The organism is Algoriphagus sp. Y33 (genome assembly GCF_014838715.1).
Taxonomy (GTDB): domain Bacteria; phylum Bacteroidota; class Bacteroidia; order Cytophagales; family Cyclobacteriaceae; genus Algoriphagus.
Genome location: NZ_CP061947.1, coordinates 2,254,203 through 2,277,024 on the forward strand (window position 1 = coordinate 2,254,203; position 22,822 = coordinate 2,277,024).

A 22,822-nucleotide genomic window follows, 5' to 3' on the forward strand; every position below is an offset into this window, starting at 1 on the left:
AAAAATTACACAGATGGGGAAAATTCTTTAAACTTTGCTGGCTGATACAAGCCTAGCGATCACGACTGCAGGATAAAGAATCCCTATTGTGGAAAGAAAAACAGAGAGCATCTTAGCCATGACCTGAATGGGGTACAAATCCCCAAACCCAACGGTAGTAAGTGATACTAAACTAAAATATATATACATGGCAAAATCCCTATCAATTCCTTCCAAAAACACGTCTCCTCCTATTCCTGACCCTGTGGTCAAATAGATGATTTCAAAGAGAAAAGCACCTAAAATCGCTACAAGTAAGTAAACATTAATCGCTCCAATCACTCTATAAATATTCACTTCATGATTTCTAAATAACAATCTGATATTCAGAAATATAAATACCAACATATTCAAAACACCTACGATCCGCTCTGCCAGGTAAAACTCAAAATCGTAATTAGAAAAACGTATGAATCTAAGTCCCAATTGAGTCATGAAAAGCACCGTGGTCAACACTACCAAAACTTTAAATCTCGAAGACCAAATTCCGGTAAAAAACAAAAATAGGAAGACGGTATTAACAAAAATCGCATGCACATGACCATATTCAATCAAAATAGGCAGTACAAAAACTGTGAATAGTAAGATCAAAAGCAACACTCCAAAACTTGCATCTGTCAACCAATAATCTGCAAAGGATTTGAATGCGTGTTTTACCTGTCTCCTCCTTTTATTTACAAATTGATTCATCAAAATTCAATTTCACCTGCCAACACTTTGACCGCTTTACCCCTAATCATTACACGTTCTTCTCTTTTCTCTAAGTGAAGCTCTCCTCCTCGTTTACTTGCCTGAAAGGCTTTGAGCTTACTCTTACCAGATCGTTGAAACCAATAATCCATCAAAGCACAATGTGCAAACCCAGTAACAGGATCCTCATCTATTCCCACATTTGGTCCAAAGAAACGACTGTAAATATCAAATGAACCTTTTCCAGCAGCAGTAATAATAATTCCTTCCTCGCTATACTTTTTCACCACAGAAAAGTCTGGCTCACATGACTCAATCGCATTGGCATCCTGCAACTCAAAAATCCAATTCCTCTTTAACTTAGCTGAATAATGAATTTTCGCTCCAAAGAAATCACCTTCGAAAAATGGATGTCTCTCGGCAACAGTTGGAATCAGTGGAAAATCCATTTCAATCCAATCACCATTACTTTTCACCAGAAGCTCACCACTTCTTGTTTGGAATCTGATCATATCACCCGGCTTTGCCCAACCTGACTTTACCATCCAAAAGGCTGATGCCAGCGTAGCATGCCCACAAAGATCAATTTCAACAGTTGGCGTAAACCAGCGTAAGTTATAGGAATGCGGTCCAGAAGTTTTCTTCACAAAAGCGGTTTCACTTAGGTTCATTTCCATAGCGATCGCTTGCATCTGAACATCCGATAGTTCCTGATCCAACAGACATACTGCTGCAGGATTGCCTGAAAAGACTTTATCTGTAAAGGCATCTACAGTGGTTATAGCTAATTTCATAATTAATATCGATCTTTAAGAATATTCAAGTGATGGATAAAATGGCCTGGAATAATCCAAAATAAGGCTCTGGGCGTGATCGGATTACCGCTTGCCTGACCTACAAAATCCAGGGATCCCTCAGGCAATATTCGAATCATTGTGAGCAAAGCTTTACGCTGAGCCTGAAAATCCTCAAGTAGATGCTCAATGGGAACTTGTCCAAACCGGGCATTCAGCACGTAGGGATCTTGGTCAAAACCAGGCAAGGCAGACCGCTCTCCCCTGGCGAAACACAAGGCTCTGAACGTCATGATTCTTTCTGTATCAATTACGTGTCCAAGCACTTCCTTTGGAGTCCATTTCCCCTCCGCATAGGCTTTTTCGGACCAGTCTGCACCTTTCTCTTGAAATAATCTTAAAAGTTCATCTACTTGGTTAAGTACCTGTTTTTCATAGTTGTTACCGGATACTAACTTGATATAGGTAGAGAAAAAAGCAGAATAATCGCCTTCTTTCGGCTGATCTAAGGTTTTCATGTAAAATTACTTTGGCTTAACTATTAAAGAGATAAATTTAAGTCATTCGTATAAACCACCCCTATCCCATGCATAAAAATTTACTTCTTTTATTTCTGTCTCTTTGTAGTCACGTTGCGATTTCCCAAACTACGGTAATCCGAAATCAGGAAATAGCTCAGATGATCGCCGAAATCTCTTCTGACTCCCTTGAGCATCATGTACGGGCCTTGGCATCCTTCAATTCCCGTCATACACTTAGTACGGATGAGGAGGACGGCATGCCGGCAGCCCAACGCTACGTACTTTCCAAGTTTTCCCATTTCTCAAAACAATCTCAAGGAAGAATGACAGCTAAAATTGAGAATTTCACTATTTCAGGGGATAAAAGAAGGATTTTGGAAGATTCCCCCAGTGCTAATGTAATCGCAACCCTAAAAGGTACTGATCCGGCAGATGACAGAATTTTCATTATTTCTGCTCACATGGATTCACGAAATAGGGATGTGATGGACGCTGAAGGACACGCTCCCGGTGCCAATGATGATGGTAGTGGAACGGCTGCCGTTATTGAGTTAGCCCGTGTAATGGCTTCACATCAGTTTTCCGCAACAATTCTATTTGTCGCATTTACTGGCGAAGAGCAGGGGCTGAAAGGTGCTGCTTACTTGGCCGATAAAGCAAAAATTGAAAATTGGAATATTGCTGCTGTGCTGAACAACGACATCGTGGGCAATAGCAGCTCGTCAGAAACATTGATTAAAGACAACCTGAAGATGCGTGTCTTTTCAGAGACAATTCCGGCTGCCGAGACTGAACAGGAAGCCAATACCCGACGATACACCAATGCTGACAATGACAGTAAATCAAGACAACTGGCCAGATACATCAAAGAGCTTGGAGAACGTTATGTAGATCAATTTGAAGTAAAATTGATTTATCGTGCAGATAGATTTCTGAGAGGAGGAGATCAAACTCCTTTTGCCAGAAATGCCTTTACTGCTGTAAGAATGTCTGAAATGAATGAAAACTTCATCCATCAACATGAAAATGTTCGCATAGAAGACGGTATCCAATATGGAGATCTTCCGGAATTTATGGACTTCGAGTACTTAAGAAAGGTTTCTGCAGTTAATCTGGCATCCCTGGCTTCTTTGGCCAATTCTCCCGGTCAACCTCATGACGTCCAAATAGACGTTCGTGGACTAAGCAATAAATCTACCTTACTGTGGAAAGCCTCTGAAACCGGAGAAGCAACTGGCTATTATGTCTTGATGAGAGAAACTTCTTCTGCTATGTGGGAACGAAAGTTTTGGACAACCGAGACCACGCTTACACTGCCCTATTCCAAAGACAACTACTTCTTTGCGGTACAAGCTGTCTCAGAATCGGGAGCTGAAAGCCTACCTGTTTTTCCTACTCCCCTTTCCAGGTAATCACAGTTCTTAATTAAATCAATTCCAAATTCTCTAAAAAGCAGTGTACGTTGGAACTCCAATGATTATATTTAGTTAACTATTTCAAATACTAAAATTATGAAAGCTAAAGAAATCGTAACGCTACAACGTTCCTTACTTATCGATACGGAAAAATTACTCAATAAGCAGGTAGAAATGGAAGGCACCTCTTCCGCTTACTACTTGTCAATGGCTTCGTGGTGCCACATGATGGGCTATGAAAATTCAGCTAAGTATCTCTACACTCATGCAGACGAAGAAAGAATGCATATGATGAAGATATTCCAATACATCAACGAAGCAGGTGGACATGCTATACAACCGGAAATCACCGGTATTAGACATCATTTCAATTCATTGAGAGAGATTTTCGAATTGATCCTTGAGCATGAAATCAATGTGACCAAGTCTATCAACAATATCGTGGATCATGCCTTCACCAAGAAGGATTTTGCCACATTCAGTTTTATGCAATGGTACGTCACTGAACAGCGGGAAGAGGAAACTATGTCTAGAAGAGCTTTGGAGCTATTCGACATTATCGGAGAAGAAGGAGTTGGTCTTTGGACAATCGATCAGGAGCTAGGCAAACTTCATGCGGCAGCCCATCCACAGGCTTAAATCCAAGTTGGCTGTCTCATATTGATAATTAACAATTTAACCCGCATTATGCATTAGCAAATCTACTACGGCTTCAAACCGCCTCAAAATCAGTCGCTATGCTTCACTTTTCGCTCTCACCGTAGCGGTGCTACGACTTGATCTCCAAAGTGACTGATTTTCTTGCAGTTTGAACCCTCGCTACGAATCCTAATGCATAGTCCGGGTTGAAGATAGTCTTTTATATCAAAAGAGGCCGATTTTGGAAAATCGGCCTCTTTTTTATTATAATTTAATTCCAATAGCAGTTGCCAAGTAAGTTGTGAATCCATGCCGATGCCATAAAAAGACACCGGAAAGCTTTGGAACTTAATATTCCCCAGAAAAACCACTTATTCTTATCCGAATGAAAATTTCAATTTAAATCTTTGTAGCGACTCACACCTTTCTTTTCACCCAATAAACTTATTCCATATTGGTGAAACACGGTTATTAACTTGCGCAGTTTGGTGAACTTTTTCATTTTATTTCGTTTGTGTTTTATGAGTGGGCAGAATCCTCTGGACTTAACTCTTGGAAAACCAATTAATAATTACAGGCCCCCAAGACCGCAGTGTTATAAAATAGGTGCCCAGTAAAATAAACCCCGTTGCAAAGAGAAGAACCAGAGAAGCGGCTAGCTGTGGAAATACATTTGTCTTAAAGTGATTAACACGTATGAACAATTCCACTACCAGCAAATTGGGAATGTAGAAAAAGAAGTCCATAATCTGATCAAATGGGCCACTGAAATTCGCTCTGCGTCCCAATCCACCAGTCAGCAAAGTCCAGAAGCCATAATCCATCCGGTATAGCCATGATCCTATAGCAAGTGCATAAAGCCGCAAAGCCCAAGCATTGTGCTTTACAAACCGGCCTTCCTTTGCATGTCTGAAAGTTTGGATCGCGGCGACACCCATCAAAATTCCATACAGGGAAAAACCGATATCCATCATCAGTCCGCCAACGGTACCCCTGATAGCTATGAATGTCAGCCCGCCAATAGCTGCAAAAAGGCATGAAATGAGATAGATACTTCCCAGCCATCGGTGAATAGAAGGGAAATTGATGCGGATCTTTTCTATAAGCTGAATGCTTCCTAATAGCAATATAATACCTCCTGCGGCGAAATGAATTCCTATTCCGGTGGTGGCACCGATGGAATTTTCTTCATATAAGTTGGGTAGGATATGGTTCCACCTAGTCATATCTCCTTCATACCATGCTACAGCATAAAATGTAAGAATGTAAAGCCCAAACAATCCTGCGCTTATCCATACTGTAGCGACGAGCCCAATGCCCGACCAACGGAGCATAGCAGAACTAAACCTCCTTACCTTCGATGTAGGAGGATAGAGTAAAGCGGAATTTTCTACAAGTTTTGACATAGGATCAGGATTAAAATTTAAAAGGATATTTTAACCAAATCATCACCAATGGCATAGCCAGAAACGGGATTTCTATCAAAGCCATTTTGTAATTGCCCCCATTGAGTGAGAGTGCCATGATCAGCACAATGGTGACCGCATGAAGAACATTGCTTAGCAAAAATGTTTGCGGGAAAAACAACATCAGGCCAATAAGAATGGAGAAGACACCAAAATATGGCATCATGACATTGCTTATACCCAACTCGGACATCGTCTGTGCCTGTTGGGGATTGGCAGGTTGAAAAGCATCCCATCCGTGTTTGAGACTCAGGAATGCAGAAATGAATAAGAGTGCTATGCTAAAGATTTTCATAATTGAATAAGTGGGCAGGTGTATGTATTAAAGTTGGAATCATAGATTTGAAATGGTATTGGATTTGATAAATAAACCTTTGATAACTTATCTATCTTCGTTGCTCGCTTTCTGTGTTTTATCCAGTACCCGTTTAAACTTCATCGTTTTCCCCAACAGTGAGAATCCTACATATCCCCGGAAGTCCATTTCGTTGGCACTGGTCAATTTAACCATCACGCTGTAGCTTCGGCCTTCCTCCGGGTTGTACAGTTTACCTCCTGTATATTCCCCATCTTCATAGGTCAAGTTGGTGATATTGGTAATCCCATACCTGGATCTGTCCCGCAATTTTTCATCGGGATTTTTGAAGTCTTTTTTCGGGGTTTTCCCGTCTTCTTCATACATATTTGAAGCGTGTAATAACTTTCCAAAGTATTTGTCACCTGATTTGTAAAATTCAAATTTCAGTTTGGGGTCTGAATCCACACTTTCCCAAACCCCTATTAGTTTATCGGAAGGTAATTTTTGCGCAAAGGCCGCCACTGAAACAATAAGTATGGAGGCTAATAGAATTATTTTTTTCAATTTCATTTGTTCACTTGATTGAGTTTTTGAAAATTTTCAAATTCCTTATTCCCCTAGTTCATGAGGAAAGTGGGAGCAATTCCGGTGGCTATTTTGATCACGCCTAATAACCTCTCAAAGCGGTTTCTTTACGTCCGGTAACAGTAAGGTTGGCAGCTTGCTCAGTCAACTGTTTGAAAAGCTCCAGCCCAATCCCGCTACTTCCTCCCGTAATTAGGATTGTACTGTTTTTTAGTTCCATTTTCTTGTCTGTTATTGATATATGCAAAGATGCAAGTACTTGATACCACAGACTTAGCCAAAACCACTTTTACTGTAGCCGGAAATATTTTTTTCCAACCGATCGCATCACTTATAAATACCCACAATTAAGAGTTTTATACGTAAGGGTGCTATTAATTTTAACCCACTTCATTTAGCTGTACTCACATAGAATTATTTTCATTTTCCAAGGCTACCTGCAAAGGCAAAGTCCGTAATCGTTTACCGGTCAGATCAAAAACAGCATTCGCTATAGCCGGTGCAATGGGAGAAATAGGGGGTTCCCCTACCCCGGATGGTTTATCGGATCCTTCATACATAATTACTTCGATCTCCGGGGTATCCTTTAGCGTTGCAACCTTATAATTATGAAAGTTGGTTTCTACAAACCGGCCATTTTCTATCGTTCCCTGTTCGTATAAGCTTGCGCTGATAGCCATCATCGTAGCGCCCTCGACTTGCTGCCGGATTCCTGCCGGATTTATCAAAATACCGGGGTCAATTGCCTGATAAACCTTGGTAATTACAATCTTCCCCTCTTCAATCTTTAACTCCACCACTGCCGCAGCGATTGTCTTATGGTCATCACAAACGGCTACTCCTCTTCCAACATCTTTGGCTATTGGGCGATACCACCCTGATTTTTCCCTGATTAATTCCAGAAGTTTTTTTCTTCTATTTAATTGCTTTGTATCTCCACAGTGATCCAGTCTGAACTTGAGTGGATTTACTCCAGCTTTATGGGCCAATTCGTCCATAAAGCTCTCTATGGCAAATGTATTGGCAAACATGCCTACCCCTCGCCACATACACGTCTCAAAAGGAAGGCTGCTTTGCCACATGGTGGTTTTTAGGTTTTCAATAGCATACCCTATCCTCGCACCGTGGCCAGCTACAACAAAGTCAGCTCCTAAAATGGGCTCCACAAATTTTGGCATGGCCATGAAACCCATCGGACCGGAGGCAAAGTCATGTTGCATTCCCAGAATTTTGCCGTCATCAGTCAATTTCCCACTAAGGACGTGATGAGTGTTTGGCCTTACAAACCCATTTTGAAACTCCTGCTGTCGATTGTAAAGCAGATGCACAGGCTTGCCTACGGCTTGGGATAGTTTGGCGGCCTCTACAGCATTGTGTTTGAAGGTCCGCCTACCGAAGCCACCTCCCAAAAAAACAGGTACCATTACTATGTTTTTGCTACTGAATCCCAACCCATCTGAAATGGATTGCTGCATGAAAGGGAGATGTTGGTGGGAGGTATAGATCGTAACCTTGTCATCCACCACATCCGCCACTACAATACTTGGCTCCATGCCGGCATGAAAACCAATGGGCGTCCGGTATTCACTTTTAACTTCTTCTGATTGAACCCTGCCGGTACTGCCCTCTTTTTGAATATTGACTTCGGTTCCAATACCCACCGTGACTGCTTCAATGGCATCTTTGGTGTTGTAGTTTGGATTATATTCCCAAGCTGCCTTTACTTTAGCGAGGGCTTCTTCTGCCGCATATCTGGTGCCGGCCACTATCCCAATCCAATCTTTATCCTGCACTACTTTCAAGACACCGACTGCGCTCTCAGCCCCACTTAAATCCGCATTTTTTAGTTTCCCACCAATATAGGGGCTGTACATCACCGCCCCGTAAACCATATTGGGAAGGGTGGTATCAATACCGTAAATAGGCTTTCCCAATACTTTATCCGGCAAATCAATCCGATTAAATTCCTTTCCTACGTATTTAAAGGCTGAAGCGGGACGCAAAGCAGGGGTTTCGGCTGTTTCCCATTTTGAAGTTTGCTTTGCCAAGCCGGCATAGGTTACTTCCTTGCCTGCTCCGTATAACACCCCTGCTTTTGTTTCTATGGAATCAGGCCCAACTCCCCATAATTTGGATGCTTCAAGCTTTAAGGTTTCCCGCAAAGTGGCAGCCACTTCACGGATATTTACATAGAGCGAAGAAGTACTGTTGCTGACCCCTGTATTTCCCAAAATCCCGTTAACCGAAGTTGCATGAACCACTTTTATTTTATCCAAGTCAATATCCAATTCTTCTGCCGCGAGCATGGCAAAGCCTGTAAAAATGCCCTGCCCCATTTCTACTTTAGGGGATTTTAAGGTAATGGTATTGTCCGCATTTACCTCAAACCACAAGTGTGGATCAAAATCGGAAATCCCTGACGGCATATCCATTTCTGCCACAAAGCCACTCAGCCCCCTTCTTATGACAGACCTTCCAAAATAAAGCAGGGCCATAGTACCTGACACGCCAATTCCGGCACCTTTCAGAAACTTTCTTCTGGAAATCCCCTTTTTGGAGCCCTTATTTGATCGATCCATGAGCTTTGATTTTAGAAGCAAGAAGAATTGCATTGATTATTCGTGGATGGGTACCGCAGCGGCAGATATTTGAAATTCCGTTCTTGATGTCCTCCACAGTTGGGGTTGGATTTTCTTCCAAAAACTTGGCGGCTGCCATCATAAACCCGGGCTGGCAGTAGCCACATTGAGGCACTTGGATTTCCATCCAGGCCTGTTGTACCGGATGTAGATTGGATTCGTCTTCAGAAAGCCCTTCGATGGTTGTTACTTGTTTGCCCTCTGCCATTTTTACCGGATAGGAACAGGATCTTATCAAATCTCCATCCACATACAGTGAGCAAGCACCACACAGCGCTTTGCCACAGCCAAACTTGGTACCTTTTAACTTAGCCAGGTCTCTCACTGCCCACAGCAGAGGCATATCAGGATCGGCTTCCAATACTATTGGTTTTTCATTGATGATTAGACTTACCTTCATGAAAGTGGTGTTTAAGTTGAATGATTAGATTTTTCCCGTATCAAAATGAACTTTGAAGAGAGAAGCAGACGGCACGTTTTTACCGAACGAGCGTAATGCTCGGGACTATAGTTCGATTTTCAGTCCAAACGTTGGAAACATTCCAAGTCCAGAGCGTGAAACCTCTCCGGAAAGCGGGATGAACTGTTCAAAATTCACATTGAACGTATTTTGGATATCGGTAATGTCCAGAAACACGGTCAGATCGCTTCGCTTCATCTGTATAGTGTAGTCAGCCCGGATATCAAAGCTCACAAAATCGTCCAGTAGCCTTCCGTTTCTGGATGTTAATTCCTGCGAGTAGCGCAACATGCTCTGGTCATCAAAAACATTCTCGTGTACGATAAAATCATCAATCGGACGTCCTGTTGAGTACCTGAATTTGGCAGACAGCACCCATTTGTCATTTGGCTTATAACTTGCCAAGGCACTGAATACATGAGGTATGTTGAATGTAAAGTCGTATTCTCCCAAGCCATCGTTATCATCCCTCACACTTTGCATATAGGAATAACTTACCTGACCATAGTATTTTTTTGAAAGTCTTTTGATCAAACTGAAATCAGCACCATACGCATAGCCTGTACCCTCATTTGTCAGATAACTCTCAGCCCTGTTTGGCTGCACGACCAAGTCATCAAACTGCTTATGCCAAGCCTCGGCCACAAATTTCAAATCCCCTGAGAATTGCATTTTGTAGCCGAGGATATTCTGAATGGTCCGCTCGTTTTTGATTACCTCACCAAAACTTTGTGCGGCGACATTGGAATAGGCTACATCCTGGTAATAAATGCCTGTAGCAAAATTGATACTCTGTCTATCTCCCAATAGTAGACTACCACTTAATCTCGGTGAAATGGTGTGCTGCTCAGCAAATCCTGTGAAATCGTAGCGAAGCCCGGGATTTAAGGTAAGTCGCTTAGTGACATTCCAAGAAAGACTGGCATATGCCGAACCGTTGAAAGCCGTATTTTCGAAGGAGGAATTGTAGCGAGCCGGATCTAAAATCTGAAAATACCGGGAAGGGTCAGGACGAAAATCAGTGGATCGAAAGGTATACAGTGTATCGGTTCGGGCTAGATTTCGCTCATAATCCAAATTGACGGCAATGGCATCAATCCCCGCTGTTAAGGTGACTTTATCGTAATTCTTGGTATAGATGGACCGGTACCCTATCTCCTGCTGGTCATTTTTTATAGTTCGGAGATCATCCCTGTATGCACCAAACGCCGGATCTAGTATTTCTCCGTCGGAAGTAAGGGAGGGAGTATAATAGCCGAATCTGTTGTCCACGGTAGAAGCGCGGAAATAAAGTACATTTTTCCAATAACTGGATGTACTGGTTAGTGTACGCAGATTCAGACCTACCAAGGTATTGCTTCCCCGATGGTTATAGAGGACCTGTCCCGCACTGTTGTCATCATTGATATTGGTACCTGCCTCGATATCATCAATCCCCCTGCTGGGCCGCTCAGGATTGTACATGGCAATAAAGGAAAGCCTATTTTTGGTATTGATCTCCGTGGTCGTTTTTACCAGATAATCGCCCAGCGATATCGATCCCATATTGGGCACCCCTGTGATGCTAGCCACACCTGCAAAATTCTGGTAGCGTGCAGAAGTAAAAAGGCTTGTCTTTTTGGTAAGCGGACCGTCATAAATCAGCGTCACTCCCAAAAGCTCCAACTGCGCGCTAAAAGAACTACTTTCTCTATTTCCTTCTTTGATACCAAGTCCAAGGTAAGAGGAAGATTTGCGTCCAAACGTGGCATCAAAACCACCATTCTGAAACTGAACATTATCCACCACACGGGGAGCAAAAATACTAAACCTCCCCCCGTTGGGATCATTGAAACCTGAGGAGATCCCCTCAGCTTCCAGGTGTGACAGATTAAACATCGGCATGTCATCCACCATGTACACATTGTCCTGTGTCCCCTGTCCCCTTGCCGCAATGGCCGAGAATTGAGCCCCTGCACTTACTACACCGGGCAAAACGGCAAGCGCTCTCATAATATCTCCCTGTGATCCAGCATTTCGAAATATTTCTTCCCTGGAATATGAAAATGCAGATACAGGGGTGGATGGATTGTTCTCGCCTTTGAATGCTGTTACTGTCACTTCTCCGAGCTGGCCTACATCGTCCAGCAGCTCGAATTCAGCATAGTAAGTTTTATTTGATGATATTAGTATATCAGTAACCTTTTTGGTCTGAAAGCCAATAAATGAAAGCGTAAGTGAATGGGATCCGGTAGGTACGTTTTCAATCGAAAAGTTTCCATCGATATCCGTAATGGCGCCCAATTGGGTATTGTCCAACTGAACAGTCACACCAATCACCGGTTGCTTGGTGGCCTGTTCAATAATTTTACCTTTGAGATTTCCTGTTGACTGGGCAACTGACAGGACACTGATCATACTCAGTATGAGAGTTAACATCAGGATTTTATCTGATCTGTAAAAATTTCTTTCTTTTGGTTTGTAGAGATTCATGCTACGCATCTTTTGTAAATTCATATCCTGCAATTGACGAAACAAAATTGGCTCGCCTTTTCCGAACAGGTTTAGCCAAAAACGTTTAAGTTGTAGCCAAAAACGACCTAAAGAAAAATTAGTGTTTCTCATGGGATGGCTTTGTGAACGGCTTGTTTTCAAGCTCTTGGGAAGTGGTTGTCGATGTAGTAATAGTTTGGCCTTCTTCATAGTGCTTATAGTTATTTGCTTCTGGATTTTGCTTTCGATGAGTGCTAAAGTAGCTGCCATTCCGATACCCTATTTTTGAATTATACCAAATGGGCTAGCTTTTATAGCAAATGGGGTTCTGAGCAAAACGAACTATCCTTCACTATTAAAAAAGGGCAAAAAAACATGTGGTCCCCCCCATTCCTATCCCGGATTATTAAGCCCGAAAATCAACATCTGTATAGCCAAAAAATCAATCATGAACGAACTATGCAAACAATCGTTTTACAGGATTTCATCTAATAGGTGTAGGCTTTGGTATAAAAAAAGTATTTATCCCCAAAATCTGTTTTAGTTTTACCTATTATCAGGGATATCGTCTATAAAACTCCCAATCGGTAGAACATTCCAAGGGTTAATCTTATTGAAAGTAAGCATACTGATTTTGTCGATTTTTGACCTCTAATATGCAAGACCTTGAAGAGTTTTAAGATAAAAGCGATTTCCTTGTACCTACTGCCCGGTAATAGATGTTATGAGTAATTCAGAAAAAAGTTCAGTGATGGAAAAAGATTGGGTATACAGATTTTTTGTTTCTTCCGACTACAGGTTGGCACGCCATATTTCCTTGATTATATTCCTCACCTTAGTTTTATTCAATAGCCAACCGCAATTTATTGAACCGGTTCAGTCCATTATCAATAGTGGACTTGTGTTGGTTTTTGTTTTGTTGTTTTACCTGAACATGTACTGGTATGTGCCCCGATTTTTCTTCACCAACCGCTATTTCGCCTATGCATTATCGCTAATTTCCACCATTGCCATTATTTCTGCCATCTATTTTTTCAGTTGGGGAATTTTGGCTTCCTATAGAAGGGCTGATGCCTATAGAGAAGCTGCCGGTATACTTTCGGTTTCATTTGTAGTCCTGGTACTTACGATGGCTTCCACAGCGATTAAACTGTTTCAACGCTCTATTCTCGATAGCCTCCGGATAAACGAGTTGGAAAAAACGACATTAAGGTCTGAAATGGATCAGCTTAAAAACCAGATCAATCCCCATTTTTTATTCAACATGCTCAACAATGCAAACGTTCTTACCCAAAAGGATCCGGTAAAAGCCTCGCAGGTACTCATGAAGCTGAGTGATCTGCTCCGTTATCAGCTCTATGACAGTGCGAGATTCCGCGTACTGCTGACCGCAGACATTCATTTTTTGGAGGATCTATTAAGTCTAGAACAAATAAGAAGAGACAATTTTGAATACCTAATTTCGAAACAAGGGCAATTAAGCGGAGTTCAAATCGCACCCTTGCTCCTGGTCACATTTGTAGAAAATGCCATCAAACATAACATGGACTTAGAAAAAAAATCGTTTGTGCAGTTGTATTTTGATGTAAGCAATGACGAACTGAAATTTAAATGCATCAATTCCAAGCCAGGGATCGCAACAGCAAGAAAAGAGAAAGGAGGACTAGGATTGGCAAATGTAAAACGAAGACTCGAACTGATCTACCCCGGGAAACACACCCTACAAATAGACGATACTACCGACACCTACGGTGTATCATTAACCATCAGCCTATGAACTGCATGATTGTGGATGACGAACCTCTAGCGAGAGAGGCTATCCAATCCTTGGTGAGTAAAATTAAAGATCTCCATTTGCTTGGCAGTTTCAGCAGTGCAAATGCTGCCGCTGCCTATTTAGCGGATAATTCTGTAGATCTTATCTTTTTGGATATTCAAATGCCCGGAACCAATGGGATTGATTTTGCCAAAACCATTCCCCAGCACACACTCGTTATCTTCACTACGGCCTTCAGTGAATTTGCGCTTGACAGTTATGAAGTGGACGCACTTGACTATTTGATCAAACCGGTCCGCTTGGAGCGGTTCCAAAAAGCGGTGGAAAAAGCACAGTCCTATTTCAAATTACTTGCCATGGATCATTCCAGAAGTAACATCGAGGGTATTGCAGGGGATTATTTCTTTGTGAGAGCGGACAGAAAAACCTTTAAAATATACTTTAAAGACATTTTGTTTATAGAAGGGTTGAAAGACTATGTGGTCCTGCACACCGCCGAAAGGAAAATAATCACAGCGATGAACATTAAAACCATCCACGAACAATTACCGCATAGCTTGTTTGCGAGAACCGGTAAATCTTACATCATCAATGTGCAGCACATTGACTCCTTTGATAATAACACTGTATTTATTCAAGAAAATGAAATACCAATCGGTGATGTATACCGCGGCTATTTTTTTGATGAATATGTTGTGAAGAAGTTATTAGGGAGGGGATAATCCAACCTATGTTAGTTTCTGTCCTTTGTTTCCCTTCTGTTGCTGCTTGCATAGATGCAGCATAGCGTTCTCATACTACTTTAATGGCCGAAAGTGCCGCATTCATTATATCCAACTCATTGCTGGTTAATGAAAGATTAGTCGAGACAATATTTTCCCTCAATGGGTGTAATTGTATGTTCAGGGGATAGGAACGATAAACGATTTTTGAGTCGATAGCCAACCTAAGGCAATTTCTGTGGGTGTTGCATTTTTGTCTCTTGCCAGTGCAAAAACTAAAGTACCAAAGGATACAATCCCAATAATTCCCATCATCCACTGATGGCCTTTGTGGGACAGGCAGGGATGGCAGCCAATACCTGGCTCAGACCCGGCAACACTGCTGATAGTAGTAGCTGTAAATTGTTTAATGCCAGCTCCCTGGAAATAGGGAGCTGGAGTAAATTTTAAACGCGATTTCCTGTCTAAGAAAGCTGCTCAATTGCTACTGCAATTGGTGTAGTACCATCGTGCATACTTATTACTTTTTTATGCGAGGATTTACTTTCCAATATTTCTGAAAGCATTCCAGCCACATTTTCTATGGAATTTTCTCCGTGATGGTCTATGTTTACCTCAACTAACCCCGATCCTTTAGTCTCTATTAATGCGCCAGGCTGTAGAATTGTAAAGTTCAATTTCGTTTGGTTGATCAAGAACAAATCTGCATAATGTTTGGCCAGATAATAATCTGTAAGATTCTTGAGGCCTTCTACTTTCCATTTGGAAGGTGAGAGGGAGTGGATAGCACTTAACATAATGTATCGTTTAACCCCTCTATTTTCTGCAGCCTGCATCGTTTTTACCGCTCCGTGCAGATCTATCTGAAGTAAATTTTTCCCTCTGGAGCCGGACACAAAGTAAACTGCGTCCACAGCCTGCGGGAAATTTCCGGTAATTACATCCAGCTCTTCTGTAATATCCAGTTCAATTTGGTTGTAATTAGCGTGTTCGAAAAACTTGTTTTTTTGCCTGGAAGTACCGATTACGGTATGACCTTGATCTAATAATAGTTGGGTTAGGTTTTTCCCAACCCGTCCACTCGCTCCAATTATCAAGATTTTCATACTATTAAGTTTAAGATTAATTTTTATATAAACATTTCCTTTTTGGATAGCTATGAGTTGTAAGCTATTTCTAAATTAATTTTTGCTGGAAACACCCATAACCGATGTTGGATTCTAAAAGATCCTCCTAGATATAGTGACCACCAAATGATAATTAAAATTAGAAGCTCTTTAAAACAGTCTTTTCAACTACTGATAAGGATAGGATTTATTAAAAATCCTGAATGGTTGGTCTAATTACAATTTCGTTGATATCCACATCAGCAGGTTGTTCGATTGCAAAAGCGATTGCCCTTGCCACACTTGAGGCAGGAATAGCTACCTTGTAAAATTCATTGACGCCCTCCGAACTCTCTTGATGGTTGGTACCCAACTTTAACTCTGAATCCACTGCGCCTGGCTCAATAGTGGTCGTACGTATGTTACCTCCTACTTCATGCCTCAATCCATCACTTATTGCCCGAACAGCAAATTTAGTCCCGCTGTACACACTTCCTCCCGGACTAAAAACTTTAATCCCGGCCACAGAACCTAAATTGATAAAGTGTCCTGAATTCTGTTTTTGGAAAATGGGTAAAGCGGCGGAGATTCCATAGAGAACACCCTTGATATTAACGTCAATCATAGCATCCCATTCATCAGTTCTGACCTCTGACATGGGAGCAATGGGCATTATGCCTGCATTGTTAATCAATACATCAATTTTACCATAGGTGGCAATGGCTATATCAACTAAGCGCTGCACTTGCTCCTTACTGGTCACATCTGTTACCTGATATAATGCTGTACCTCCTTTTGAGGTAATATCTGTTACAATTTTTCTCAATTTACCCGCACGTCTTGCGCCGAGCACTACAATTGCCTCCTTTTCAGCAAGATACTTTGCCGTTTCTTCCCCCAAACCGCTACTGGCCCCGGTAATCACGATCACTTTGTTTTTTATGTTATTTTCCATCCTGTTCGTTTTTAAAGATTTATTGGGTTGGTTAAAACAATCTCCCTAGTTTCCAGTAAAGGCACAATTTGCCCTAAGACCAGCTCCTGAAAATGGGACGAGTTACGGTGCTCCGCCACAGCAGCTTCTCCGCTGTATCCTTCGAATAATACCAACGTATCCGAGTCTAACTTACTTTGGTGGATTTTATAGAAGAGATTGCCATCCTCTTGGATACTCTTATCATGTACTGTCTTTAGTAGGGTTAAAACATTTTTGAGCTGACCTTCCTTTACTTTCCATGTCGCAAACACATGTACTGGATTATGATTTTCCATTTTGACTTTTTTTTAGTTATTAATTTTCTTTTCACATAGAATGGCAGATGCCAACATGGTAAACATGTATTGACCTCCAATAAAGATTTTAAAGGAGGCCAATACAGTTCTCCTATTATTTTTGAGCGGACTCCAATAAAGAAATCATTTTTTCAGCCACTCCTTTGGCTGAGGCTGGATTCTGTCCGGTTACCAAGTTGCCGTCCGCAATGCTGTGGTCGGACCACGGTGTGGCTGAATGGAATTTTGCCCCTTGTTCTTTCAATGCTGTTTCGAGCAAGAATGGTACATCAGCTATAGCGTAGTTATTCTCTTCTTCGTCTGTAAAGGAGGTGATGTTCTTTCCGTCGACCAGATAAGTTCCATCACTTAGTTTCACATTTAAAAATGAAACAGGGCCATGACACACAGCTCCTAGAACTGCATTGCGTTCATAGGTTTCTTTGATAACTTTTTTGAGAAGTTCATTCTCCGGCATATCCACCATGGGTGCCAGACCACCTGGTACAAAAACGGCATCGTAGCTGCGAACGTCTGCATCTGCAAGTTTACCGGCCTTTTGCATCGTTTCCCAACCCTTACCTGTCAGAAACGCAAGATTTGCGGGGTCATCGGCTAAATTAAGGGCATCTAAATAGGGTGTATCACCGGTTAAGCTGGCAAAATCTATCTGATAATCCGCTTGTTCAAATTCGGCATAAGGGTGCGCCACTTCCGGAAGAAATGTTCCTGTTCTCCTGTTGTTTGGTCCAATCGTATTGGCATTGGACACGATAATTAGAATTTTCTTTTTCATTTTTGTGTCGTTTGTAAAGTTATTTTTTTGATTTTCTGAGGTGCTTTCCTGTTGGTTTTGTGCAAATGCCGAGAAATAGACAAGTGCCAGCGTGATAATCATAAGTCTTTTCATTTCTGTAATTAGTTAGCTGTTGTTGATTTATTTATAGAACAAATTTACCGTGGAACACCCTCGGGATACGAGGAGCGAAATCACAAAAAAAGCGTGATTGAGATCACAATTGTGGAGGTGTTAGCCTATAAATCCCCGATATTACCCTTGATTTTTATAAAATTCGATAAGGGATAGATTTGCTTTTTTTATTGTGTCTCTAAAGCAAACTATACTGTAAATCCCTCTTAAAAATTGATCTGGGATAAGCTTTACCAGCCTTTTTATGGTTGTTAACTGGCATTTCCGCCCGGAAATATCGATTAATTCTAGAAGTAAGAAGAGATTGTTTCGTTTACTTCAGACGCTGTTTTTATAAACCGCAATGCTGTAATAATTCAAAGTCCTAGGTTTGAATTATATTTTAAAACTTGTTCAGGTCAAATGGCAATTCTCTGATTCGTTCTGCTGTGAGATCAAAAATGGATTCCATCAGTGCAGGAGCGAATGGAGGGAGCCCTTCCTCACCGGCTTCCCCGGCATTTTCCATGAGATGTATTTCTACGGTAGGCATGTAGTTGATCCTTGGTATGAGATAGTTACAAAAGTCCTGCTACTCTACTAATCAGTGTTTAAACCCGAACTATGCATTAACGTTCGTAGCGAAGTTTCAAACCGCAAGAAAATCAGTCACTTTGGAGATCGAGTCGTAGCAGTGCTACGATGAGAGCGAAAAGTGAAGTATAGCGACTGATTTTGAGGTGGTGTGAGCTGTAGTAGATTTTCTAATGCATAATGTGGGTTAAACGTGATTTCATGGGTAGTTGCCGTACCCAATGCCATTAGAATTGAACCTTCAATCTGCGCATGAATAAATTCCGGATTGAAATACCACCCGCAGTCTACTACCGTCCTACCCTAACTATTTTCACCTTTCCATTTACGGCTCTTGATACTTTCACAAGTTGGTCCACTGCTTTACCCAAACATTCAGTGACCACCAAGCCGAAGCTGTTTTAGGTTTTGCCGTACGCTTCCATTAATTTCCAGCTTATTAAGATGACAGCAACAAGCCGGCTGCAATAGCCACTAAAGAATTAAAATCAGTCCTTTTTATCGCGATCAGTTAGACTTATCTTCAAAACACCTATGGTTTAGGGATGTGGATTTTGCTTATTGGAATTTTGACAACAGAATCAATGGTTAGAAAAATAGTTGCGGGTATAAGAACAATTCAGTAAATGGAAAGATTACGTAAGCATATAGAAGAAATAGTTTCGGTTAGTGACCATGAATTTGAGCATATAAAGACATTTTTCACTTTAAAAAGAGTTCGAAAACATCAGTTTCTTATTCATGAGGGAGATGAGGTGAAGTACGAGTTCTTGGTTTTGTCAGGGATTTTCAAGGTTTTTTATGTGGATGAACATGGGAAAGAATACATACTTCAGTTTGCGAAGGAAAACTGGTGGATGTCAGACTATCCGGCTTTTTTTAAAGCACAAAAGGCGGACATGTTTGTGGAATGCATTGAAGCCGGTGAGGTTTTGGTTTCCACCTTGGAATCAAGAGAAAAGATGTCGTCGGATATTCACAAAATGGATCAGTTCTTCAGGGTAAAGCTAACCAATGGTTACGTTGCTTTACAGCAAAGAATAAGATCTTTGCTGACAAGCAATCCACAGCAGCGCTACGAAGAGTTTGCAATGCTATACCCAGATCTGATGCAGCGTATTCCTAAAAAGCTTATTTCGGAATACTTAGGCGTAAGCCGTGAAACATTGAGTAGGCTTTATTCCAAATAAATAATATGCTACCCCAATAATACTAATAAAGTGCTATCCCTTATCCAAAACCAGGCAGTCGAGCTTGTGGAGATGGTCGTAAAATAAAACGATAAACCAATGATTTTCAATAGGAAATGTGCTCTTGAAACTTCCTTTTTTTTGGAAAGTAGTAGGATAACTGAAAATCCCTTTATCATTGAAATAGGTAATGCTCTTGTTTTGAATGTTATGCACAAAATGTTTTTTGCTTAAACCCGCATTATGCATTAGCATTTCTACGCCACGGCGTACAAGTTATTGCCACCAATAATTGCTTCAAAATCAGTCACTGCGTTGCAATTTTTGACTTCACCATATGCGCTGCGGCGGACTTAGTCTCCAGAGAGCCTGATTTTAGTGCAATTAATGGTCTCTTAACGAAACCCACTGCAAAATCCAGGTTAAAACAAGCGACTATTTTGTATAGTTGATTTTTAATGGTTCCCCATTCTTTATCAAATTAATCAAAGGATGTCCGGGTTACCTGCACCAAAGTTCAGTGTACTCAGCCCGGCGCATGTAGTCTAATCCCGAGAAACTGTAGCAAAACCCAGAAAAGAAAAATTAATTAAATGAGGCACGAAACTCCAAAGGCGATTGGTTAGTCTTTGTTTTAAATAATTTGCTGAATGACTGCAAATGCTCAAAGCCCAATTCATAGGCAATTTCACTTACCGACAAATCTGTAGTTGATAATTTTTCTTTGGCCTTCTCAATCAGCTTATTGTGAATGTGCTGTTGAGTACTTTGCCCCGTCAGTGCCTTGAGCAAACTGCGTAAGTAGGTAGGCGACACGTTTAAATTCTCCGAAACATATTGAACAGTTGGTAAACCTTTACTTATCAAATCATCATTGTTAAAGTAGTCAGAAAGTATTTTTTCCAACTTATCAAGCACCTGGTGATTGGTGATTTTCCGGGTAATGAATTGACGCTGGTAAAAGCGCTCCGCATAGTTCAGCAATGTTTCTAAATGGGAAATGATAATGTCCTGACTGAAATTATCAATATTTGCGTGATATTCGTTTTTGATGTTTTTTACAATGTCATTGATCAACGTTTCTTCTTTGTCAGAAAGGAATAATGCCTCATTTACGGAGTAGTCAAAGTATTCATACTTTCTAATTTTGTTGGCAAGTGATGTGCCCCATAAAAAATCGGGATGAATGAACAACATCCAGCCTTCCAAGTTACTAGGTACACCATTCTCTTCTCCACGCAAAATTTGTCCCGGCGATAAAAAAGCCATTAAGCCTTCGTCAAAATCATATTTCTGTTGTCCGTAAAAGAGTTTGTCACAACCTCTTTTCATTGAAATTACATACAAGTCAAATAATACCGTACTGATATCTGAATTGTTTCTCAAGCCAGTCAAATCAATGATGCCAATAAGGGGATGCAAGGGCTTTGGAAGTCCCATTAAACGGTGTATTTCCGTTATGGATTGTATTCTATATGGTTTTGAATTTTTCACTCTACAAAATTATTTTAATTTTTGAACGGATATCCTAACCAAATCAATACCAGCGGTATTGCAAGAAAGGGGATTTCTATTAATGCCATTTTTACATTTCCAGCACGCAATGCCATCGCCATAATAAATACGACTGACACTGCATTTAAAATATTGCCATAAAAAAACGCTTTAGGTAGCAGTAAAAGTATACCAATTAACATGGCGGAGGCACCAAATAAGGGCATCCATGATTCGGCCATGCCCAACTGGGTCATCATTTTTAAGGATTCGGGGTGATTCCTGTAATTGAATGAACCCCAGCCGTGATAGAAACTCAAGCCTGCCGAAGCGATCAGCAGCAGTAATGAAATAATGTCCCTTATCATGTCATGAGAATATGATGGTTTGTAATAAATAACCGCCAATTATACCAATGGGCATGTCTATACTAGCGTTAATCAAATCTGTTCTGGCTTTTATTGGAAATACTTTTCTCAATCTGCAGTACAGATAAAAACCTGCCGGTGGCAGCGCGTTCGACAACATGATTAAACCCATTGGGAGTTTGTCTTTACATGTTGTTTGTGTGTTTATTTTATTCGTTTCTATATAGCGTTGAAAATGGAACTTTGAAAATGCCTTGATGCTTTTGGTCAGTGCCGGAATCAGAAGATCCTAAAAATCAACCTTTGCCAACTTTTTCGATACCTCCCATAATTTCAGAGATACATCTGCATCGGCTGCTTGTGTTGGTATTTTTGCGATGGAAGGAAATCCCCGGGTTTCACTCATTTTGTTTGGCCCATAATACACCCCTCCTTTAGCATCCGGAGAAGTGGCTGCAAATAAGGTTGGCAATGCGCCTTGAGCCGGTGGCTGGAACAAAAAGGGAAGAAAAGTTCTGGCAATCCCAGGGCCACTCCATCGCCCTGCTCCGGTAATAAGTAGATTTGTCCGGGAAACACCCGGATGTGCGGCCATGCTGCTGATGCCCCAACCGTACTTTTCAGATTGACGCTGAAGTTCTAGCGCAAACATCAAATTTGCGAGCTTTGCCTGACCGTATGCTTTCATTGGGACATAGGAAGATTTTGACTGCAGGTCATTAAAATTGATCTGGCCTGCACGATTTGCAACACTTGATACCGTAACAACACGGGCATCCGGTGCCTTACGTAATAATGGAAGAAGCCGGGCTGTCAAAGCAAAATGCCCAAGATGGTTTGTACCAAACTGTAACTCAAACCCATCAGCAGTTTCGAGTCGTTTTGGCGGTGTCATCACGCCAGCGTTATTGATTAGGAGGTTGATAGCCTGCCCTTTTGAAGTCATTCTCGAAGCAAAGGCTTTGATTGAAGCCAGATCAGCGAGGTCTATTTTTTCAAAGCTTACTTTTGCCTTCGGATTAATTTGATGGATTTTAGCAATTGACTCTGCCCCCTTTTCGGCGTTTCGCCCCATCATGATCACATTCCATCCTGCTGAGGATAAAGCCAGCGCATCTTCATAGCCTACTCCTTCTGTACTGCCGGTGATGACAGCTAAGCCCTCATACCTTTGGGGAATGTTGTTTGCTGTCCAGTTTTTCATTTCGTTTTGCATTTTTTCTGTTTTTTGTTGATGCAAAGTTGCAGCAACTCCAAAGGACAGGTTTAGCCAATACGCATGTTGTTGTAGTCAAAAAATAGTTATTGTTGGAATAGGCTGTTTATTAGGGAGGCTTGGATAATGATTTACACTTTAGCAAAATGGGGCAT

General features: G+C 41.3%; 23 protein-coding genes and 1 pseudogene. 5 read left to right on the top strand and 19 right to left on the bottom strand.

The window, feature by feature from the left end; translation table 11 throughout:
• Window positions 1-27: 27 nt before the first annotated feature.
• From ID165_RS09150 to ID165_RS09160, 3 genes are read right to left on the bottom strand one after another with little or no spacing between them, the layout of a single operon-like run.
• Entirely contained in the window at window positions 28-729 is a 702-nt protein-coding gene (locus ID165_RS09150) for a potassium channel family protein (RefSeq protein ID WP_192350045.1), read from the bottom strand.
• Entirely contained in the window at window positions 729-1,523 is a 795-nt protein-coding gene (locus ID165_RS09155; RefSeq protein ID WP_192350046.1) for a PhzF family phenazine biosynthesis protein, read from the bottom strand. The genes ID165_RS09150 and ID165_RS09155 overlap by 1 nt, the downstream gene beginning before the upstream one ends.
• Before the next feature lie 2 nt (window positions 1,524-1,525).
• Window positions 1,526-2,041, bottom strand: coding sequence for a DinB family protein (locus ID165_RS09160; protein ID WP_192350047.1), 516 nt, complete (start codon window positions 2,039-2,041; stop codon window positions 1,526-1,528).
• A gap of 68 nt (window positions 2,042-2,109) precedes the next feature.
• On the opposite strand from ID165_RS09160, the gene ID165_RS09165 reads away from it, so the two are divergent.
• Complete coding sequence (locus tag ID165_RS09165) at window positions 2,110-3,456, top strand: M28 family metallopeptidase (protein WP_192350048.1); 1,347 nt, start codon at window positions 2,110-2,112, stop codon at window positions 3,454-3,456.
• A 99-nt stretch (window positions 3,457-3,555) separates the two neighbouring features.
• Complete coding sequence (locus tag ID165_RS09170) at window positions 3,556-4,098, top strand: ferritin (protein ID WP_192350049.1); 543 nt, start codon at window positions 3,556-3,558, stop codon at window positions 4,096-4,098.
• Between the two features lie 545 nt (window positions 4,099-4,643).
• Here ID165_RS09170 and ID165_RS09175 read toward each other — a convergent pair.
• The 7 genes from ID165_RS09175 to ID165_RS09205 form a co-directional block, all read right to left on the bottom strand.
• Complete coding sequence (locus tag ID165_RS09175; RefSeq protein ID WP_192350050.1) at window positions 4,644-5,504, bottom strand: DUF2306 domain-containing protein; 861 nt, start codon at window positions 5,502-5,504, stop codon at window positions 4,644-4,646.
• Between the two features lie 10 nt (window positions 5,505-5,514).
• On the bottom strand, window positions 5,515-5,859 hold the full coding sequence (locus ID165_RS09180; RefSeq protein ID WP_192350051.1) for a hypothetical protein: 345 nt from the start codon (window positions 5,857-5,859) through the stop codon (window positions 5,515-5,517).
• 87 nt (window positions 5,860-5,946) lie between these two features.
• Window positions 5,947-6,432: a DUF2147 domain-containing protein gene (locus ID165_RS09185; RefSeq protein ID WP_192350052.1), complete on the bottom strand. Its 486-nt coding sequence runs from the start codon at window positions 6,430-6,432 to the stop codon at window positions 5,947-5,949.
• 97 nt (window positions 6,433-6,529) lie between these two features.
• Window positions 6,530-6,667, bottom strand: a complete 138-nt coding sequence (locus ID165_RS09190; RefSeq protein ID WP_225587048.1) for an SDR family NAD(P)-dependent oxidoreductase — start codon at window positions 6,665-6,667, stop codon at window positions 6,530-6,532.
• A gap of 184 nt (window positions 6,668-6,851) precedes the next feature.
• Window positions 6,852-9,026 carry a molybdopterin cofactor-binding domain-containing protein gene (locus ID165_RS09195; protein ID WP_192350053.1) on the bottom strand — a complete coding sequence of 725 codons (2,175 nt, stop codon included), beginning with the start codon at window positions 9,024-9,026 and terminating at the stop codon, window positions 6,852-6,854.
• The gene (locus tag ID165_RS09200; RefSeq protein WP_192350054.1) at window positions 9,010-9,486 is read right to left on the bottom strand and encodes a (2Fe-2S)-binding protein; all 477 of its coding nucleotides are present in this window, start codon (window positions 9,484-9,486) and stop codon (window positions 9,010-9,012) included. Before ID165_RS09200 ends, ID165_RS09195 begins: the two co-directional genes overlap by 17 nt.
• Before the next feature lie 105 nt (window positions 9,487-9,591).
• A complete protein-coding gene (locus tag ID165_RS09205) occupies window positions 9,592-12,042 on the bottom strand; it encodes a TonB-dependent receptor (protein WP_192350055.1) in 2,451 nt (816 codons plus the stop codon).
• Between the two features lie 727 nt (window positions 12,043-12,769).
• Between ID165_RS09205 and ID165_RS09210 the strand changes: the two genes are divergently transcribed.
• Together ID165_RS09210 and ID165_RS09215 are read left to right on the top strand one after the other, a co-directional pair.
• Entirely contained in the window at window positions 12,770-13,795 is a 1,026-nt protein-coding gene (locus tag ID165_RS09210) for a sensor histidine kinase (RefSeq protein WP_225587049.1), read from the top strand.
• A complete protein-coding gene (locus ID165_RS09215; RefSeq protein ID WP_192350057.1) occupies window positions 13,792-14,517 on the top strand; it encodes a LytTR family DNA-binding domain-containing protein in 726 nt (241 codons plus the stop codon). The genes ID165_RS09210 and ID165_RS09215 overlap by 4 nt, the downstream gene beginning before the upstream one ends.
• A gap of 464 nt (window positions 14,518-14,981) precedes the next feature.
• On the opposite strand, the gene ID165_RS09220 is transcribed toward ID165_RS09215, so the two are convergent.
• The 6 genes and pseudogenes from ID165_RS09220 to ID165_RS27085 form a co-directional block, all read right to left on the bottom strand.
• Window positions 14,982-15,623, bottom strand: coding sequence for an NAD(P)H-binding protein (locus tag ID165_RS09220; protein ID WP_192350058.1), 642 nt, complete (start codon window positions 15,621-15,623; stop codon window positions 14,982-14,984).
• Window positions 15,624-15,834: 211 nt separating this feature from the next.
• Window positions 15,835-16,578, bottom strand: coding sequence for an SDR family oxidoreductase (locus tag ID165_RS09225; protein WP_192350059.1), 744 nt, complete (start codon window positions 16,576-16,578; stop codon window positions 15,835-15,837).
• Window positions 16,579-16,589: 11 nt separating this feature from the next.
• Window positions 16,590-16,895: a putative quinol monooxygenase gene (locus ID165_RS09230; protein WP_192350060.1), complete on the bottom strand. Its 306-nt coding sequence runs from the start codon at window positions 16,893-16,895 to the stop codon at window positions 16,590-16,592.
• Window positions 16,896-17,010: 115 nt separating this feature from the next.
• Window positions 17,011-17,805, bottom strand: a complete 795-nt coding sequence (locus ID165_RS09235) for a type 1 glutamine amidotransferase domain-containing protein (RefSeq protein WP_225587050.1) — start codon at window positions 17,803-17,805, stop codon at window positions 17,011-17,013.
• Window positions 17,806-18,208: 403 nt separating this feature from the next.
• Window positions 18,209-18,358 carry a hypothetical protein gene (locus tag ID165_RS09240; protein WP_192350061.1) on the bottom strand — a complete coding sequence of 50 codons (150 nt, stop codon included), beginning with the start codon at window positions 18,356-18,358 and terminating at the stop codon, window positions 18,209-18,211.
• Between the two features lie 116 nt (window positions 18,359-18,474).
• Window positions 18,475-18,684, bottom strand: a pseudogene (locus tag ID165_RS27085) (hypothetical protein); the annotation flags it as partial.
• Window positions 18,685-19,025: 341 nt separating this feature from the next.
• On the opposite strand from ID165_RS27085, the gene ID165_RS09250 reads away from it, so the two are divergent.
• Window positions 19,026-19,589, top strand: a complete 564-nt coding sequence (locus tag ID165_RS09250; protein ID WP_192350062.1) for a Crp/Fnr family transcriptional regulator — start codon at window positions 19,026-19,028, stop codon at window positions 19,587-19,589.
• Between the two features lie 585 nt (window positions 19,590-20,174).
• Here ID165_RS09250 and ID165_RS09255 read toward each other — a convergent pair.
• The 3 genes from ID165_RS09255 to ID165_RS09265 form a co-directional block, all read right to left on the bottom strand.
• Window positions 20,175-21,083 (bottom strand): AraC family transcriptional regulator, encoded by a 909-nt coding sequence (locus ID165_RS09255; RefSeq protein ID WP_192350063.1) that lies wholly within the window; start codon window positions 21,081-21,083, stop codon window positions 20,175-20,177.
• A gap of 14 nt (window positions 21,084-21,097) precedes the next feature.
• A complete protein-coding gene (locus tag ID165_RS09260; protein ID WP_192350064.1) occupies window positions 21,098-21,451 on the bottom strand; it encodes a hypothetical protein in 354 nt (117 codons plus the stop codon).
• Between the two features lie 289 nt (window positions 21,452-21,740).
• Window positions 21,741-22,655, bottom strand: coding sequence for an SDR family oxidoreductase (locus ID165_RS09265; RefSeq protein ID WP_192350065.1), 915 nt, complete (start codon window positions 22,653-22,655; stop codon window positions 21,741-21,743).
• Window positions 22,656-22,822 lie beyond the last annotated feature (167 nt).

Bases quoted from the DNA above. Each gene is read 5' to 3' on its own strand.
- ID165_RS09150 (WP_192350045.1), bottom strand. From the start codon at position 729: ATGAATCAATTTGTAAATAAAAGGAGGAGACAGGTAAAACACGCATTC.
- ID165_RS09155 (WP_192350046.1), bottom strand. From the start codon at position 1,523: ATGAAATTAGCTATAACCACTGTAGATGCCTTTACAGATAAAGTCTTT.
- ID165_RS09160 (WP_192350047.1), bottom strand. From the start codon at position 2,041: ATGAAAACCTTAGATCAGCCGAAAGAAGGCGATTATTCTGCTTTTTTC.
- ID165_RS09165 (WP_192350048.1), top strand. From the start codon at position 2,110: ATGCATAAAAATTTACTTCTTTTATTTCTGTCTCTTTGTAGTCACGTT.
- ID165_RS09170 (WP_192350049.1), top strand. From the start codon at position 3,556: ATGAAAGCTAAAGAAATCGTAACGCTACAACGTTCCTTACTTATCGAT.
- ID165_RS09175 (WP_192350050.1), bottom strand. From the start codon at position 5,504: ATGTCAAAACTTGTAGAAAATTCCGCTTTACTCTATCCTCCTACATCG.
- ID165_RS09180 (WP_192350051.1), bottom strand. From the start codon at position 5,859: ATGAAAATCTTTAGCATAGCACTCTTATTCATTTCTGCATTCCTGAGT.
- ID165_RS09185 (WP_192350052.1), bottom strand. From the start codon at position 6,432: ATGAAATTGAAAAAAATAATTCTATTAGCCTCCATACTTATTGTTTCA.
- ID165_RS09190 (WP_225587048.1), bottom strand. From the start codon at position 6,667: ATGGAACTAAAAAACAGTACAATCCTAATTACGGGAGGAAGTAGCGGG.
- ID165_RS09195 (WP_192350053.1), bottom strand. From the start codon at position 9,026: ATGGATCGATCAAATAAGGGCTCCAAAAAGGGGATTTCCAGAAGAAAG.
- ID165_RS09200 (WP_192350054.1), bottom strand. From the start codon at position 9,486: ATGAAGGTAAGTCTAATCATCAATGAAAAACCAATAGTATTGGAAGCC.
- ID165_RS09205 (WP_192350055.1), bottom strand. From the start codon at position 12,042: ATGAATTTACAAAAGATGCGTAGCATGAATCTCTACAAACCAAAAGAA.
- ID165_RS09210 (WP_225587049.1), top strand. From the start codon at position 12,770: ATGGAAAAAGATTGGGTATACAGATTTTTTGTTTCTTCCGACTACAGG.
- ID165_RS09215 (WP_192350057.1), top strand. From the start codon at position 13,792: ATGAACTGCATGATTGTGGATGACGAACCTCTAGCGAGAGAGGCTATC.
- ID165_RS09220 (WP_192350058.1), bottom strand. From the start codon at position 15,623: ATGAAAATCTTGATAATTGGAGCGAGTGGACGGGTTGGGAAAAACCTA.
- ID165_RS09225 (WP_192350059.1), bottom strand. From the start codon at position 16,578: ATGGAAAATAACATAAAAAACAAAGTGATCGTGATTACCGGGGCCAGT.
- ID165_RS09230 (WP_192350060.1), bottom strand. From the start codon at position 16,895: ATGGAAAATCATAATCCAGTACATGTGTTTGCGACATGGAAAGTAAAG.
- ID165_RS09235 (WP_225587050.1), bottom strand. From the start codon at position 17,805: ATGAAAAGACTTATGATTATCACGCTGGCACTTGTCTATTTCTCGGCA.
- ID165_RS09240 (WP_192350061.1), bottom strand. From the start codon at position 18,358: ATGCCTACCGTAGAAATACATCTCATGGAAAATGCCGGGGAAGCCGGT.
- ID165_RS09250 (WP_192350062.1), top strand. From the start codon at position 19,026: ATGGAAAGATTACGTAAGCATATAGAAGAAATAGTTTCGGTTAGTGAC.
- ID165_RS09260 (WP_192350064.1), bottom strand. From the start codon at position 21,451: ATGATAAGGGACATTATTTCATTACTGCTGCTGATCGCTTCGGCAGGC.
- ID165_RS09265 (WP_192350065.1), bottom strand. From the start codon at position 22,655: ATGAAAAACTGGACAGCAAACAACATTCCCCAAAGGTATGAGGGCTTA.